The organism is Klebsiella sp. GB_Kp047, from assembly GCF_040065235.1.
Classification (GTDB): domain Bacteria; phylum Pseudomonadota; class Gammaproteobacteria; order Enterobacterales; family Enterobacteriaceae; genus Klebsiella; species Klebsiella quasipneumoniae.
Map to the genome: position 1 here is coordinate 1 of NZ_JBEAJG010000002.1, position 14175 is coordinate 14175.

The following is a 14175-nucleotide window of genomic DNA, read 5'->3' on the forward strand; positions in this document are numbered from 1 at the left end:
CCTACGAAGGGCGCGAATAGAGCGCCAAATCGCGGGCAGTTTTGTAGGCCGGGTAAGCGAAGCGCCACCCGGCAAAATAACGGCACAAGAGTGGCGCAATAGCGTAGCCAGGATAAGGCGCCACGCGCCGCCATCCGGGAACTTCCCAGCCGGCGCTACGCATAGCCGCTAGCGCGTGACGTCCCCTGGTGTCGATCACGCCTGCTGTGTGCCAGATATAGTCATTAAACTCTCAGGCGTAAATTTTCCCCGATTGAACCATGTGCTCATTAATACAGCAGTCGCGCCCCGGCAGTCGTCACTGACACACTGCGCGTGGTCCTTGTCAGCAGGCGGATTCGCATCCGTTCTTCCTGCCCGGAAATCGCCTGCTCAGGCGGGCTGGGTCACGCCGAGCTGGGCGGCAGCGCGCGTAAAGCTACCCTCACGCACCACGGTAACGAAAGAGAGTCAGTCGTTGAGATTGCGCCTGGCCATGCTCGTTTCCGGTCCATTTATAAATTTTACTCATAAGGGTATTAAGTATTCATTAGCTAGTTAACCCGCTGCATATTGCTAATAATAAAGCGATGAAAAAGTCAACGATAACCCTTATGCAAAACGCTTACCGCAGAACATCACTGCTGCTTCTTGCCGGCCTGATTTTCGTCACGCAGTCCGCTATGGCGAGTAACAACGACCGGGGAGTGGCGCAGGAGACGCTTATGAAAATTGAGATCATCGTGGAGGGAGAAACCGCTACCGCCACCCTCTATGATACGCCGACAGGCCGGGACTTTGCGTCTTTGCTTCCTCTCAGCCTGACGCTGGAAGACTATGACGATATTGAGCGTATAAGCGACCTGCCGCGCAGGCTTTCCACGGTGCAGGCACCGGACGGCATGACGCCGGAAGCCGGAGATATCACTTACTACGCGCCGTGGGGCAACCTGGCGATTTTTGCCCGGGGCAGGGCTTACGGCCGTTCACTGATCCCGTTAGGGAAAGTGGATTCCGGACTCCCGGTCCTGCAGCGCCACGGACCTCTTGCGGTGCAGATCAGGGTAGCCAACTGACCCACAGCACCTTCCATATCGCGATTATCCCTCTTATCCCGTCCCCGTATGCCGTTTCAGCTCTTCCTTCAGCGCTGAAGGCTCCGGGGCGCAGACTTCATGTTATCTACTGAAAAGAAATCCCTGAATGAGTAATAAGACAGACGAAAACAGAAAAAATAACACCGGAAGCGGGAAACAGCCTGAGCACTGGAGTGGTGTCTTTGCCATGACGCTGTGCGTCTTTGCCCTGATCGCCTCCGAATTCATGCCGGTCAGCCTGCTGACACCGATGGCGCAGACCCTTCGTGTCACCGAAGGTATGGCCGGACAGGGCATCGCCATTTCCGGGACATTTGCAGTGGTAACCAGCCTGTTTATTTCCGTGCTGGCAGGCACGCTTAACCGGAAAACGCTGCTGCTCGGTCTGACCTGCATTATGGCAATTTCCGGTGCTGTTATTGCGATGGCGCCCAATTACCTGACCTATATGGCGGGCAGGGCCCTGATTGGCATTGTGGTCGGCGGGTTCTGGTCGATGTCGGCCGCGACGGCAATGCGTCTGGTCCCGGTGCATCGTGTTCCGCTGGCGCTGGCTATTTTCAACAGCGGCAATGCTCTGGCTACCGTCGTGGCTGCCCCTCTTGGCAGCTGGCTCGGATCGGTTGTTGGCTGGCGGGGGGCCTTCTTCTGCCTGGTGCCGGTCGCCATCATCGCGTTTGTCTGGCAATTACTCAGTCTGCCTTCTATGTCGGTCACCCGTCAGGCGGCGGCTTCCCGCAACGTTTTCAGGCTGTTTCGTCGACGGGTGGTCACGCTGGGCATGCTGGGTGTGGGGATCTTCTTTATGGGGCAATTCACGCTCTTTACCTACATCAGGCCTTTCCTTGAGACGGTGACGCGGGTGGATGCCGCAACGGTGACCTTGGTCCTGCTGGTTATTGGTGTCGCGGGTTTCATCGGCACTACCCTGATTGGCCGGGTGCTGAAAAGCGGGTTCTACCCGACCCTGATGGCCATCCCTGTACTGATGGCTATCACTGCGCTGGCCCTGATTGCCTTCGGCAGTCATGTAGCCATCGTGACGGCGCTGCTCGGGCTGTGGGGGCTGATTTCCACTTCCGCACCGGTGGGATGGTGGGCATGGGTTCCGCATACCTTCCCTCAGAATGCCGAAGCGGGCGGCGGACTGATGGTGGCGATGGTGCAACTGTCCATTGCTCTCGGTTCGACGGTGGGCGGTCTGCTTTTCGACCATCACGGCTACCAGAGCACCTTCCTGGCCAGCGCCGCGATGCTGATTATCGCAACCGTACTGATCTTTCTGACCTCGCGGGCAGACACTTCTGCCGCAGACCATTCATAAACCCAGGAGTAACGCCATAACAGTTAAAGCTTACGGCGCCCATGCGTGCATATTGCCGCTGGAGCCGATGGATAAGGCCTCGTCGTGAGGAAAGAATATGTCTACGGGCGGGGTCAGTCCAAATCACTCAATGTTGCGCCCATTTGTTCGAGAACTGGTCACCCTAATTTTATGATGTACGTTAGGTTTTCGCGTTCAGTAATATTACTTTTTACTCGATGACCGATTGCGTAGTACCTCTCCGACAACAGGAGCAGCGGTAAACGCGTTTGGCCAGCCGGCATAGAACGCGGCTTGGGTAACGATCTCACCAGCCTCCTCAGCAGATAGTCCATTATCCATCGCTCTGTTGAGGTGATAGCCAATCTGTGCACTTTGTCCGGATGCGATTAAGGCGCTGACCGTAACCAGGCTTCTGTCGCGGGGTTTCAGCGCGGGTCTTTGCCAGAGATCCAGGAACAGGGGTTCAGCAGTGAACTTAACCAGGCCTGGAGATATTGAGCCAACATTTTTTTCCACTGTTTCTGAACGCTGCTTTTCTGCTTCCTGATTGAGGGGGAGCAGATCCGGAGAAGCGTCAGGAATTGCATCCGCCGTAACGCCACGAGATTCAAAAACCGTTTTAGTCACGCTGATGGCTGACATTGCATTTGGCCAACCTGAGTAGAACGCCAGATGGGTAATGATTTCTGACAGTTCCGCTGGTGTCACGCCGCTATCGAGAGCGACTTCAATATAGTGCTTAAGCTCGCCTGGCTGGTTGCGGGCAATCAGCATGGCAATGGTCACCATACTACGGTCCCTGGGCGAGAGGGAATCGCGTGTCCACAGATCTTCAGTAATGGCTTCACGGCTGAAGCGCGCCAGAGCCGGAGAGACAGCACGAATATCAGCTTCCGAAATCGCTGAAGGTTCAATTTTCATCATCGCTTTACCTCTTGTTTCCTCAGCAATAGCAAAATCAGAAATAACAAGCGACATGGCCGCCGCTGCAATTATGCTTTTCATGTTAATCCTCACTGATCAACGGTGCGGATCCTGTTTGATTCCGCCTTTGTTACGAAGAAATACCGGTTTTACCGGGATAGCGTCCTTACTGGCGCTCATATGCGCCGTTTGCCTGAGATAGTCCCGAAAGTGTGGCGTTTGTCGGTGCAGTTGATACGCTTCCTCACTGGCGTAAATCTCATAAAAATACCAGCGGTTCGGAGTCTGTGAGTCTGTAGCGGCATACATAGCTAACACGCCTTTCTCTACTTTGAGCGACTCAGCCATTTCAGGCATGACGATGTTTTTAAATTCGGTCTGAAATTCAGGCTTTACCTCGACGATCACCAGATTATTAATGGTTCGCTCATTCGGTATGAGGTGTTTGTCCCCCAGAAATTGGGGCTCCAGAATGATTTTATTTTTCCGTTCGATAATGTCAGGTGCCCGGGCAGCGAATGCCTTGTACGGGTCGCCATTCAGATGTTTGTGGTAAGCGCTTTCGTTTTCATAGAGCTCCACCATGAATGCATGACGTGGATGGTCGCTGCGTTGCAGGGCGTACATCGCCAGCGTACCTTCTTCATGAACAACCGAAGCAGAAATCGTCTGTCTGGCCACGTCTGCAAAATCGTTGCCCCGATCGGGCCTGACCCCAATCTCGAAGAGATTCATCACTGACTTATCCAGCACATCCGGTTTTGTTGCAAAAACCGGACTGCTTATTAGTATGCAAATTAAAAGCATAAGGCTCTTTTTCACGAGGCTCCTTTTACTGACATTACTGTTTAAGTCGTTCGATCAGCTGGTGCTGGTAGGAAGGTAGCTGATCGCTACGGGCGCCCTCAAAGACCAGGGGAGGAAGCCACGTCATACCTGCGTGCAGGGCGCTGGCTTTCATTGGTAAAAACACATCCGCGAGCGATACCCCGATCCTGCCGTCTGGCCCGTAAGTTGAGCTTCCCCCCGCAGCCGTACTGACAATAAGCATCTCCTTTCCCTGCCACAAACCGGGTCCGACACTCCCCCAGGTTTCATTAAGCCAGGCTTTCATCATCGGCGTAATATTGAACCAGTGTGTCGGGAAGATAAAAACGACACGACTGTGCTCACGCATCATTTTTCGCTCCGCGTCGCCATTAATCTGACGTGTGTCATAACCATACAATGTCTCAAGGTTGCGAACCGTCACGCCTTCCAGACTCTCAGCGGCTGCCTGCAGCCCTTTTGTCAGAACTGAGCGTTCCGGATAAGGGTGTGAGACGATAACGAGCGTTTTAATGTCGGTCTTTTCACGACTATGTGCATGGCTAACGGGCATCAGGAAGATAACTGCAAACAAAAACAACGCTGCTGCTCTGTGCTGCAGTAACCAGATCATAAAACCTCCTATAAAAGTGAATAAGGGCTACCGCGTCCAGACCTGCCTGGCGTCTTTGGTTTGCGGCGTGTTTTGCGCCATGATCCCCGTCAGAACATGCGGCTGGTAGGTTTCTTCCAGAAACCGGATTTCCTCCTGGCTCAGTTGAAGATTGACGGCGTTTACCGCGCCATCGACGTGATCTTTTTTTGTGGCCCCTACAACAGGTGACGTGACTTTTGTCAGCAGCCAGGCGAGAGATATTTCCGTCATGGACACCTGATGCCGTTCGGCAAGTTCGGCTACACGCTCAATAATGAGCCGATCCTGTTCAGCCGTGCTGTCATATTTCCCGCGCGCATAATCATCCTCCGCGGCTCGTCGCGTGTGGCCTTCTTTCCGGGAGAGACGGCCGCTGGCCAGCGCGCTATAGGGGGTCATGGCGATATCATCTTCAGCGCACAGACCGAAGAGCTCTCGTTCATCTTCACGCATAATCAGGTTGTAGTGGCTCTGCACGGAAACAAAGGGCGTCAGCCCTTCGCTTTCGGCAAGGGCGTTCGCCTTCGCCAGCTGCCAGGCATAGCAATTGGAAATACCAATCGCGCGCACCTTGCCGGCGGTCACGGCGGCGTGCAGCGCTTCAAGCACCTCAATAACTGGCGTGTTGTAATCCCAGATGTGATAGATGTAGAGGTCGATGTAGTCCATCCCCAGATTCTGCAGGCTCTGGTCGAGCGATCGGGCTATGGCTTCTTTTCCGCCGATCCCCGCGGCAATTTGCGCGGCGGTTCGTGGCAGAAACTTGGTGGCCAGCACCACGTCCTCGCGTTTTGCCATCTCCCGCAGCGCCCGGCCAACGTATCGCTCGCTGGAGCCGTTCTGATAGGCGATGGCGGTATCGTAAAAATTGATACCCTTTTCGAGACCGTAGCGGATAATGTCCCGGCTTGCTGTTTCGTCCAGCGTCCAGCGATGCTGGCCCGTTAACGGGTCGCCAAACCCCATACATCCCATGCAGATGCGGGAGACCAGTAAGTCACTTTTACCAAGCCGGATATACTGCATCGTTATTCTCCCTTTGGATTATTCACGACGGAATTGAGCAGATCGACAAGCCTTGAAGCGTGTTCCCGGGCAAGCGTTTTTTGCTGCGCGATTTTGTCGGCATCCCGGTCGGCATAGCTGATACCGCAGGTATAAACCGGCGCCAGCAGCTCAAGATTGCACAGCCTTGCCGTGGTCTCGAACGGAATAAGATACGCTTCAATGGCATGGCCAAAGAAACCGTCAGCGGTATAGAGCCCTGTGGCGCCCCGGTAGTGAAGGAGAGGAGCAGCTTTTTACCGCGCAGTTTCGCCGTTGAGCCATGCGCGAAGCCGTGGACAAAGACCTCGTCCAGCCATTGTTTCATTACCCCGGGTAGCCCATACCAGGAAAAAGGAAACTGCCAGACAATCACATCGGCCCTGAGCAGGCTTTCCTGCTCCGCAGCGATATTGAATTTGCCGTCCGGATAGAGCCAGTCCAGACGACGAATTTCAGCATCGGGAAGGGCGGTAGCCACTTCATCAAGGATAGTGGCATTGGCGACGGAATGGTTCAGCTCAGGATGACCTGAAACAACAAGGATATTTTTCATTTCAATCAGTTAAACATCATTGGTGAATATTTAACCCAGTATAGAGTGACACCATTATTTTTTTTAGAGCAGTAAAGGCTCATTCACTTTTAGACAAAAACTAATAATGGTCGACGGATCTTATTGTGCCCGGTCATCATGAACCCGTGAACTACGCCGTGATGCCCAGTAAACGTTCTGCATTGCGAAACGCGATGGCCTCTTTTTCAGCCTTATTGACCGGCAGACAGTCGATAAATGTTTTTACACCGTCCAGGGTCTGATAGGGATAATCGACGGAGAACAGGATCCTGTCTGCCCCCATTAACTCGTAGATAAACTGGAAGTGCGGCAGTGTCAGCATACCTGACGGGGTAACATAAACGTGTTCCTGGAAGGTTCTCGTTAGCGTGCGTGACAGACCCGTTGCAGCCAGCGGAAGGCTGTCATCAAGACGCTGCAGCCAGAAGGGCAGCATCTCCCCCCAGTGGCCACTGATTACCTGCAGGTGGGGATATTTATCAAATGCGCCCGATAACATCAGCCGTAACAAATGGATCCCGGCTTCGTGATGCCAGCCCCAGCCAAACATAGAGAGCCTGGCGTTGACCTCTGCGCTGAAGCCCGTGAAGTAGGCCTGTTGCACGCTTTTAAACGGTAATCCGGGATGAAGGTAGAGTGGCACATTCAGTTTATTAAAGCGGGAAAGCAGGGAGTCATAGTCAGGATGATCGAGAAAGCATGAAGAGGGTCGGCCATTGAGAAGTGCCCCTTTAAACCCCAGTTTTTCAACTGCGCGGACAAGCTCTTTTTCAGCCTCTTCCGGCTGTGCCCAGGGAAGTGTGGCAAATGCCGCGAAGCGATCCGGGTGATTTCTTACCGCCCCGGCAAGGCGGTCGTTTGCCGCCGTATTTAATGTTACCGCTTCATCCTTGGGTGCCAACTGGGGGAATCCGCCCACAGAAAGGATCTGCAGGGTAATTCCAGCCTCATCCATATCCCTGAGGCGGCGGCTTCCCAAATCTGCGCCTTTCGCGTTTATCAGCGCATTCTTTTCTATCTGCGGCCGGCTTCGGTCAGGATTATGACCATCAGCGACGGTTTTCCCCCAGTCGCCAAGGAAAGGCGCCTGCTCAAGCGCAACAGGCATACACGCTCGCCCTAACTCGCTGTCGAGATAATGTTCTTCGAGGCAAATGATTTTCATATTCTCACCCTTCATACAAAGCAGTAAAAGTGATGCAGATAAGGATCAGCCGGAACTGTCCATACGTGAATGTCATTCATGACAGTCTGTCCCGGACAGGCGTTACACCATCGGTTTTTCCCAGGCGCCTCGTGTATCCACTCTGGTCTCTGTGGCGAGTTGTTCCAGCAGGATGATTTCCTCCTCGCGTAACTGGATATCTGAAGCACTGGCGGCGTCCAGAACGTGATGGACTTTAGTCGCGCCGATGAGTGGAAGGGTACCTTTCGCAATAGCCCATGCGATGGCTATCTGTGCAACGCTGGCATTCCTTTCAGCTCCCATTTTTTTCATGGCGGCGGTTAATCTTTCTATCTGCGGCAGTACTGCGTTATAACTTTCGGCCCGGCCACTCCCGGCAGGCATGGGATGATTTGAATCATAACGACCACTGAGCGCGCCTTGCTCCAGGACCATGTAAGCAAAGAACGTGATGTTATTTTGTCGGCAATAATCAAGGATCCCGGCCTCTTCAGAGGCGCGATAGAGCAGGCTGTAGTGATTCTGTACTGCACTGAGGGAATAACCGGAAGCGTTAAGGATTTCGTTGGCGCGTCTGATTTGTGCCAGATTGTGGTTGGAAACACCGACGCGTTTGACCTTACCGCTTTGTAAAAGTGGGATCAGTCCTGGCGTCCATTTCTCAACATCGAGGGGATTATGGATCCAGTAGAAATCAATCGCGTCCACACCCAGGCGTCCCAGGCTGGCCTCAAGCATATCGCTGACAGGCTGCGCTGACTGTTCGTTCGCAATCTGCGGCGTGAATTTGGTGGATAAAATCATATCCTCGCGGGGGAATTGACGGACTAACGTTCCCAGCGCAGCCTCTGAACTCCCCATGCCATATACTGCTGCGGTATCCCAGAGATTGAGGCCCTTACTCATGGCCGTGGTGAACACGTCTGCCATCTGTGTATCAGAAAGATGATTGCCGAAGACGGTGTCGCCACCGGCAAAGCCTGTGCCCCAGGACCATGTGCCGAGCGCGACGAGAGGAAGAGTTTTCATATTCAGCTCCTGAAAAAAGGCCGGATCGTTGCTGACGTAAACCGGCCAAAGAGGGTGAGTAACGATGAAAGACAGATGAATGAATTAAGCTGTCTGGCGGAGCGCATTTAACAGCGCCACACCGACACCGTGCGCTGAAGCGGGATTCTGCCCCGTGATAAGGCGACCGTCGGTAACCACGTTTTCAGACCAGTTCGGGGCTTCATGATGAAGCGCGCCATGCTCGCGGAGTGCAGTCTCAAGCAGGAAGGGAACCACATCTGTGGTGTGAACTTCTTCCTCTTCCTTGTTGGTAAAGGCCGCCACGTTTTTGCCTTTTACCAGGTATTCCCCGCTACTGAGCTTTGCGTCAACCAGTGCCGCAGGCCCGTGGCAGACGGCTGAGACAATCCCATCATTTTCATACACTTCGCGGATAATACGCTGGGCATCCTGGCTGTCGCGGAAATCCCACATGGTTCCATGGCCGCCCGCAAAGAAAACGGCGCTGTAATCGGTACCGTTCAGCTCGGATAACGCAGGCGTTGTGGCCAGGCGCTGCTGAAAATCGGTTTCGTTCCAGTACCAGGCGTTGACAGGGTCACTGAGGTCAAATCCATCCACCGGCGGCTGTCCCCCACGAATGCTGGCGATCATCGTTTTTAGTCCGGCATCTTCCAGTACTTTCAGCGGATGCGTCAGCTCGGCCAGGAAAAAACCGGTCGGTACACCGGATGCACCTTTAATTGGATGGCTGGAGACAACACACAGCACGGGTTTATCTGCAGGTTTCATATCGGGCCTCACTTTTACTTTTTGAATTCAGCGGCAAAAAGATTTTCCCAGTTAATAAAGGAGCCAAGCGGAATGCACTCGAAGCTTAATAAGCCTGCTTTTGCCAGCGGAAATTCGGCCATGACGTTCACCGCTTCATCGACAGAGTCACATTCAAGAAAAATAGCGACGCCAGGTCTGTCCTGACGGAAGTAGATGTCGCGGATGAACCCGGATTTATACAATCCCCAGGCGTGCAGGGCTTCAGCGTTAAGGTGTGGAGCATATTTTTCCAGCGATGCTCCAGGTGCGGGGATATCCAGACATAAAATTCGCATCATAGTCTCCTGAACTCAGGTCGTTTTAGAAAGAGATAAAAGTATAAGAGGCGAATTTCATGAAGATTAGAGGAGCATTGACTTAAGCATCTTTAGACTGTACTTAATAATCTGGCGGAGATTGCTTAAGGAACACATTATGAATAATGCCCTGTATAACCAGATACGCATCTTTCAGAGCATTGCACGTGAGGGTAATATTTCGGCAGCCGCAAGAAAACTGGAAATTACGCCTCCTTCCGTCAGCAATGCGCTTAAGCTGCTTGAAGAGCATATTGGCCATCCGCTTTTTGTGCGTACGACCCGCCGTATTGATCTGACGGAAACCGGGCAGCTGTTGCTGGAACAGACCGCTGCGGCGGTGGAGTCGCTGGAAAATTCGCTTGAAAGCATTCGCGACCAGAATCAGGAGCCCTCTGGTATTGTGCGAATCACACTCTCGCGTTTTGCCTATTTGTTAATTCTTAAGCCTGCAATGGCGAAATTCTGTCAGCAATATCCGGGCATACAGCTGGAAATATCGGTCCATGACGGTACCGTGAATATCATCGAAGAGCGTTTTGATCTGGGGATCCGTTTTGGCGATATTCTTGAAGGCGGGGTGGTGGCGCGGCCGTTAATGAAACCCTTTCGTGAAGGATTATATGCATCCTCAGCTTATATCAGCGAGCATGGAATGCCTGAGGTGCCGGCAGACCTCAGTCAACACAAGCTGATTGGCTACCGTTTTATCACTAACAACCGCATCCTTCCGTTGCTCCTGAACGACCACGGAGAACAACTGACGGTTGAGATGCCCGGGCAGTTAATCAGTAACGATATCGATGTTATGGCTGACGGGATCCGTAACGGGCTGGGAATTGGACGCCTGTTTGAACCCATCTGGCAGTTACAGCCCGACAAGGAGCACTTTATCCCCGTGATGGAGTGCTACTGGAAAACCTACCCGCCAGTTTATCTCTATTATCCCAAAAACGCGGGTAAAACGAAAAGAGTGAAGACCCTGATTGATTTTCTGCTATCCGCTACGAGGCGATAAAGACGTTAACTCATTGTTCAGTATGGAGGCGCTATTTCACAACCCCAGCGGCCTGGCCTCCTGTATAAACTCAATCAGAAGACGAAGCCCGGTCGGCAGTTGCCGGCGGCTTGAATAATAGATATGAAAACCTTCCTCCAGCGGGGACCATTCCGTAAGCACCAGGCGGAGCCGCCCATCCTTGACATAGGGAGCAACGAGAGGCTCCGGAAAATACATCAGGCCAGCCCCGCCCAGTACGGCTACAAGGCCCGTTTCGGCATGATTGACCGTCACTGAGCCTGGCACTGTCATTTGGTATGTTTCGCCGTCTCGCTTAAGTTCCCAGCGATAAACCCGATCGTCGCCGAGACGATTGCTGATGCAGCGATGGCGTAATAAATCATCCGGATGTTCAGGCGTTCCGTAGCGTTCCAGGTAGTCGGGGGAGGCCGCGATAACCCAGCGAATATCGGCGGATAAACGCCGGGCAACCATGTCCTCCGGGACGGTGCCACCATAGCGGATACCGGCATCGAAGCCCGCATCAGTGACGTCAACCATACGGTTGCTGGCCACAATATCGATTTCAATATCGGGATAGCGATCCATAAAAGCGGGCATGACCGGCGCAAGCAAAAGATTTGCCGCTTCAACGGCGGCATTGATGCGGATACGTCCGGTAGGGGTATTGCGATACCGGTTAAGCGATTCAAGCGCGCCTTCTATGGAGTCGAAAGGCTGAAGAACAGACTGAACCAGTTCCTCACCAGCTGCCGTAGGGGTGACGCTCTTGGTCGTGCGATTAAGCAGGCGAACCCCGAGCCGGGTTTCCAGTCCCTTCAGGGCATGACTCAGCGCTGATGCACTGACGCCTAATTCAATTGCCGCACGGCTGAAGCTGCGATGACGTGCAATCGCCATGAAATAAATGAGATCGGCAACATCAGCTCTGCTTATTTGCATACAGAATAGTTTTCCTTGTGCGTTAAGACCCGAATGCGTTGATAAAGAAATGATATACACCTTAGACCGACCAGGGCTAATCCGTTGCTGAATTTTATTCACAAGTCCATCCACTCATGTCCTCTCACTGAACATGTTGTGCTTCGTTATTCTTGAAAATTATGCACTCTGGCTGGTGGGCCAGGGCGGAACATTCACCTAACGGAGCCGTTTATGAACTATACGCATCTTGGCCGCACTGGCCTGAAAGTCAGCCGCCTTTGTCTCGGAACCATGAATTTTGGTGACGTCACCGACGAGAAAACCAGTGCCCGCATTCTGGATGAAGCGCTTGAGGCGGGTATCAATTTCATTGATACAGCGGACGTGTATGGCACCGAACAATCCCCCGATATCCAGCAAGGCTCAGGGCTGTCCGAGGAAATTATTGGTCGCTGGCTTCAGCAGGGTGGCCGCCGTGACCGTATTGTTCTGGCGACGAAAGTCTATCAGCCTATGGGACCTGGTCCGAACGATCGCCGGCTTTCTGCTTACCATATTCGCAAGGCCTGCGAGGACAGTTTGCGACGTCTTAAGACCGACCATATTGACGTCTATCAGATGCATCACATCGATCGTCATACACCGTGGGAAGAGATCTGGCAGGCCATGGAACTGCTTGTTCAGCAGGGAAAGGTTCTTTATATCGGTAGCAGCAATTTCGCCGGCTGGGACATTGCGACTGCGCAGTCAGTCGCCACGGCCCGTCATTTCCTGGGCCTGGTCGCCGAGCAAAGTCTCTACAATCTGACTGCCCGAACTATTGAGCTGGAGCTCATTCCCGCATGCCGTCATTTTGGCCTGGGACTGATCCCCTGGAGCCCACTTGCCGGAGGGTTGCTTGGCGGCGTACTGAAAAAGATGGCAAGCGGGCGCCGAGCAAGGCCCGCGTTTGCCCGCCAAATTGAACAGTATCGTCCGCAGCTGGAAGCCTATGAAGGATTATGTGAGAACCTCGGCGAAACCCCTTCCGATGTGGCGCTGGCCTGGCTCCTGCAGAATCCTGTCGTTACCGCTCCACTGATTGGGCCTCGTACGGTGGAACAACTCCGGGAGGCGCTTCACGCAACGACAATCACCCTATCAGACGACACCATGAGCTGTCTCGACGAAATCTGGCCCGGCCCCGGGGGAGAAGCGCCCCAGGCTTATGCCTGGTAATGACCAAATGAATGAATCCTTACTTCGCTATAGGGAGTTCCAGTTTATGAGCAAGATGATGCATGACCAGCCTTCTGCTGCCGTACCCGCTTCCCGGGACCGGCGCAATTTTCTGATCGCCGGCGCCGGTCTGGCGTTGGCCGCAACCACCCTTGGCAGGAGCGGCGCCGTGATGGCGAAACCGGCTGGTCAGGACACGCCGAACGTCCCTGCGGATGCTGTTCCGGTGCAGAAGGAAACCTTACCCATGCGTAAACTCGGCTCGCTGGAGGTTTCCGGTATGGGACTCGGGTGCCTGCCGATGGTGGGGTATTACGGCGGTGGTCCGCGCGATCGTAAAGCCATGGTTTCGCTTATCCGGGCAGCCTTCGAACAAGGTATCACCTTCTTTGATACTGCCGAGGTGTACGGCCCCCATCTCAGTGAAGAATTTGTCGGGGAAGCACTGTCCCCCGTTCGCGATCGCGTGGTGATTGCCACCAAGTTCGGTTTCGGCGTTGAGGAGGGGAAGCCAACTTCCCTAAACAGCCACCCTGACCATATCCGCCGCGCCGTAGAAGGCTCACTAAAGCGTCTGAAAACGGACCACATCGATCTTCTTTATCAGCATCGCCCCGACCCGAATGTGCCGATCGAGGATGTGGCGGAAACCGTAAAGGCGCTGATCCAGGAGGGGAAAGTGAAACACTGGGGACTGTCGGAAGCGAGTGCCAGGACAATCCGGCGCGCACATGCGGTACTCCCTGTGACTGCAGTGCAGAGTGAGTATGCCATGTGGTGGCGGGAACCGGAGACGCGGATATTTCCGACGCTCGAAGAGCTGGGTATCGGTTTCGTACCTTACTGCCCGACCGCCCGCAGTTTCCTTGCCGGGGCAGTCAATCCAGATCAGCGGTTCGACAGCACAGATCGGCGGCATAACCTGCCACGCTTCCAGCCCGATGCCCTGGCCAAAAACATGGTGCTGCTTGAATTCGCGCAGTCCTGGGCCCGTCGCAAAAACACCACTCCGGTTCAGTTCGCGCTGGCCTGGGTAATGGCCCAGCGACCCTGGATTGTCCCTATCCCGGGTACGACGCAATATCCGCACCTGATAGAAAATAGCGGCGCACCGCAAGTCCGGTTGACGGACAGCGAGCTACGCGAAATCGATGCGGCGCTTGCCAAAATCCCATTGCAGGGCGGTCGCGCCGATCCGTTTACCGAAAGTCAGTTTGATAAAAGTTAATACCTGCTGTCACAGGGAGACTGCAGGTGAAGTCTCCCTCTGTATTA

The 14175-nt window shown here is 53.8% G+C and carries 14 protein-coding genes and 2 pseudogenes; 5 read left to right on the plus strand and 11 right to left on the minus strand.

Translation table 11 applies throughout. The annotated features are described in order from the left end of the window. Positions 1 to 275: 275 nt before the first annotated feature. Positions 276 to 435 (minus strand): annotated as a pseudogene (locus ABLV76_RS02130) (LysR family transcriptional regulator); the annotation flags it as partial. 227 nt (positions 436 to 662) lie between these two features. Here ABLV76_RS02130 and ABLV76_RS02135 point away from each other — a divergent pair. Next, complete coding sequence (locus ABLV76_RS02135; RefSeq protein ID WP_348878156.1) at positions 663 to 1055, plus strand: cyclophilin-like fold protein; 393 nt, start codon at positions 663 to 665, stop codon at positions 1053 to 1055. A 127-nt stretch (positions 1056 to 1182) separates the two neighbouring features. Next, on the plus strand, positions 1183 to 2400 hold the full coding sequence (locus tag ABLV76_RS02140; RefSeq protein ID WP_074377612.1) for an MFS transporter: 1218 nt from the start codon (positions 1183 to 1185) through the stop codon (positions 2398 to 2400). Positions 2401 to 2604: 204 nt separating this feature from the next. On the opposite strand, the gene ABLV76_RS02145 is transcribed toward ABLV76_RS02140, so the two are convergent. The 9 genes and pseudogenes from ABLV76_RS02145 to ABLV76_RS02185 form a co-directional block, all read right to left on the minus strand. After that, entirely contained in the window at positions 2605 to 3408 is an 804-nt protein-coding gene (locus ABLV76_RS02145) for a carboxymuconolactone decarboxylase family protein (protein WP_049004716.1), read from the minus strand. Positions 3409 to 3423: 15 nt separating this feature from the next. Then, positions 3424 to 4134, minus strand: coding sequence for an antibiotic biosynthesis monooxygenase (locus ABLV76_RS02150; protein ID WP_182937455.1), 711 nt, complete (start codon positions 4132 to 4134; stop codon positions 3424 to 3426). 34 nt (positions 4135 to 4168) lie between these two features. Further along, a complete protein-coding gene (locus tag ABLV76_RS02155) occupies positions 4169 to 4708 on the minus strand; it encodes an NAD(P)H-dependent oxidoreductase (RefSeq protein ID WP_064187701.1) in 540 nt (179 codons plus the stop codon). Positions 4709 to 4795: 87 nt separating this feature from the next. After that, complete coding sequence (locus ABLV76_RS02160) at positions 4796 to 5815, minus strand: aldo/keto reductase (protein WP_114506069.1); 1020 nt, start codon at positions 5813 to 5815, stop codon at positions 4796 to 4798. 2 nt (positions 5816 to 5817) lie between these two features. Then, positions 5818 to 6389 (minus strand): annotated as a pseudogene (locus ABLV76_RS02165) (NAD(P)H-dependent oxidoreductase). A 151-nt stretch (positions 6390 to 6540) separates the two neighbouring features. Then, on the minus strand, positions 6541 to 7575 hold the full coding sequence (locus ABLV76_RS02170) for an amidohydrolase family protein (RefSeq protein ID WP_080841544.1): 1035 nt from the start codon (positions 7573 to 7575) through the stop codon (positions 6541 to 6543). A 102-nt stretch (positions 7576 to 7677) separates the two neighbouring features. After that, positions 7678 to 8625 carry an aldo/keto reductase gene (locus ABLV76_RS02175; RefSeq protein ID WP_114506070.1) on the minus strand — a complete coding sequence of 316 codons (948 nt, stop codon included), beginning with the start codon at positions 8623 to 8625 and terminating at the stop codon, positions 7678 to 7680. Between the two features lie 84 nt (positions 8626 to 8709). Then, complete coding sequence (locus tag ABLV76_RS02180; protein WP_023341718.1) at positions 8710 to 9399, minus strand: type 1 glutamine amidotransferase domain-containing protein; 690 nt, start codon at positions 9397 to 9399, stop codon at positions 8710 to 8712. A 14-nt stretch (positions 9400 to 9413) separates the two neighbouring features. After that, positions 9414 to 9716 (minus strand): hypothetical protein, encoded by a 303-nt coding sequence (locus tag ABLV76_RS02185; protein WP_053810270.1) that lies wholly within the window; start codon positions 9714 to 9716, stop codon positions 9414 to 9416. A 139-nt stretch (positions 9717 to 9855) separates the two neighbouring features. Here ABLV76_RS02185 and ABLV76_RS02190 point away from each other — a divergent pair, with 139 nt between their 5' ends. Then, on the plus strand, positions 9856 to 10755 hold the full coding sequence (locus ABLV76_RS02190) for a LysR family transcriptional regulator (protein ID WP_348878157.1): 900 nt from the start codon (positions 9856 to 9858) through the stop codon (positions 10753 to 10755). 36 nt (positions 10756 to 10791) lie between these two features. Here ABLV76_RS02190 and ABLV76_RS02195 read toward each other — a convergent pair whose 3' ends face one another. Then, the gene (locus ABLV76_RS02195; protein ID WP_114506072.1) at positions 10792 to 11700 is read right to left on the minus strand and encodes a LysR family transcriptional regulator; all 909 of its coding nucleotides are present in this window, start codon (positions 11698 to 11700) and stop codon (positions 10792 to 10794) included. 213 nt (positions 11701 to 11913) lie between these two features. On the opposite strand from ABLV76_RS02195, the gene ABLV76_RS02200 reads away from it, so the two are divergent. Further along, complete coding sequence (locus ABLV76_RS02200) at positions 11914 to 12900, plus strand: aldo/keto reductase (protein ID WP_208527191.1); 987 nt, start codon at positions 11914 to 11916, stop codon at positions 12898 to 12900. Between the two features lie 46 nt (positions 12901 to 12946). Then, the gene (locus ABLV76_RS02205) at positions 12947 to 14128 is read left to right on the plus strand and encodes an aldo/keto reductase (RefSeq protein ID WP_049004066.1); all 1182 of its coding nucleotides are present in this window, start codon (positions 12947 to 12949) and stop codon (positions 14126 to 14128) included. Positions 14129 to 14175: the final 47 nt, after the last annotated feature.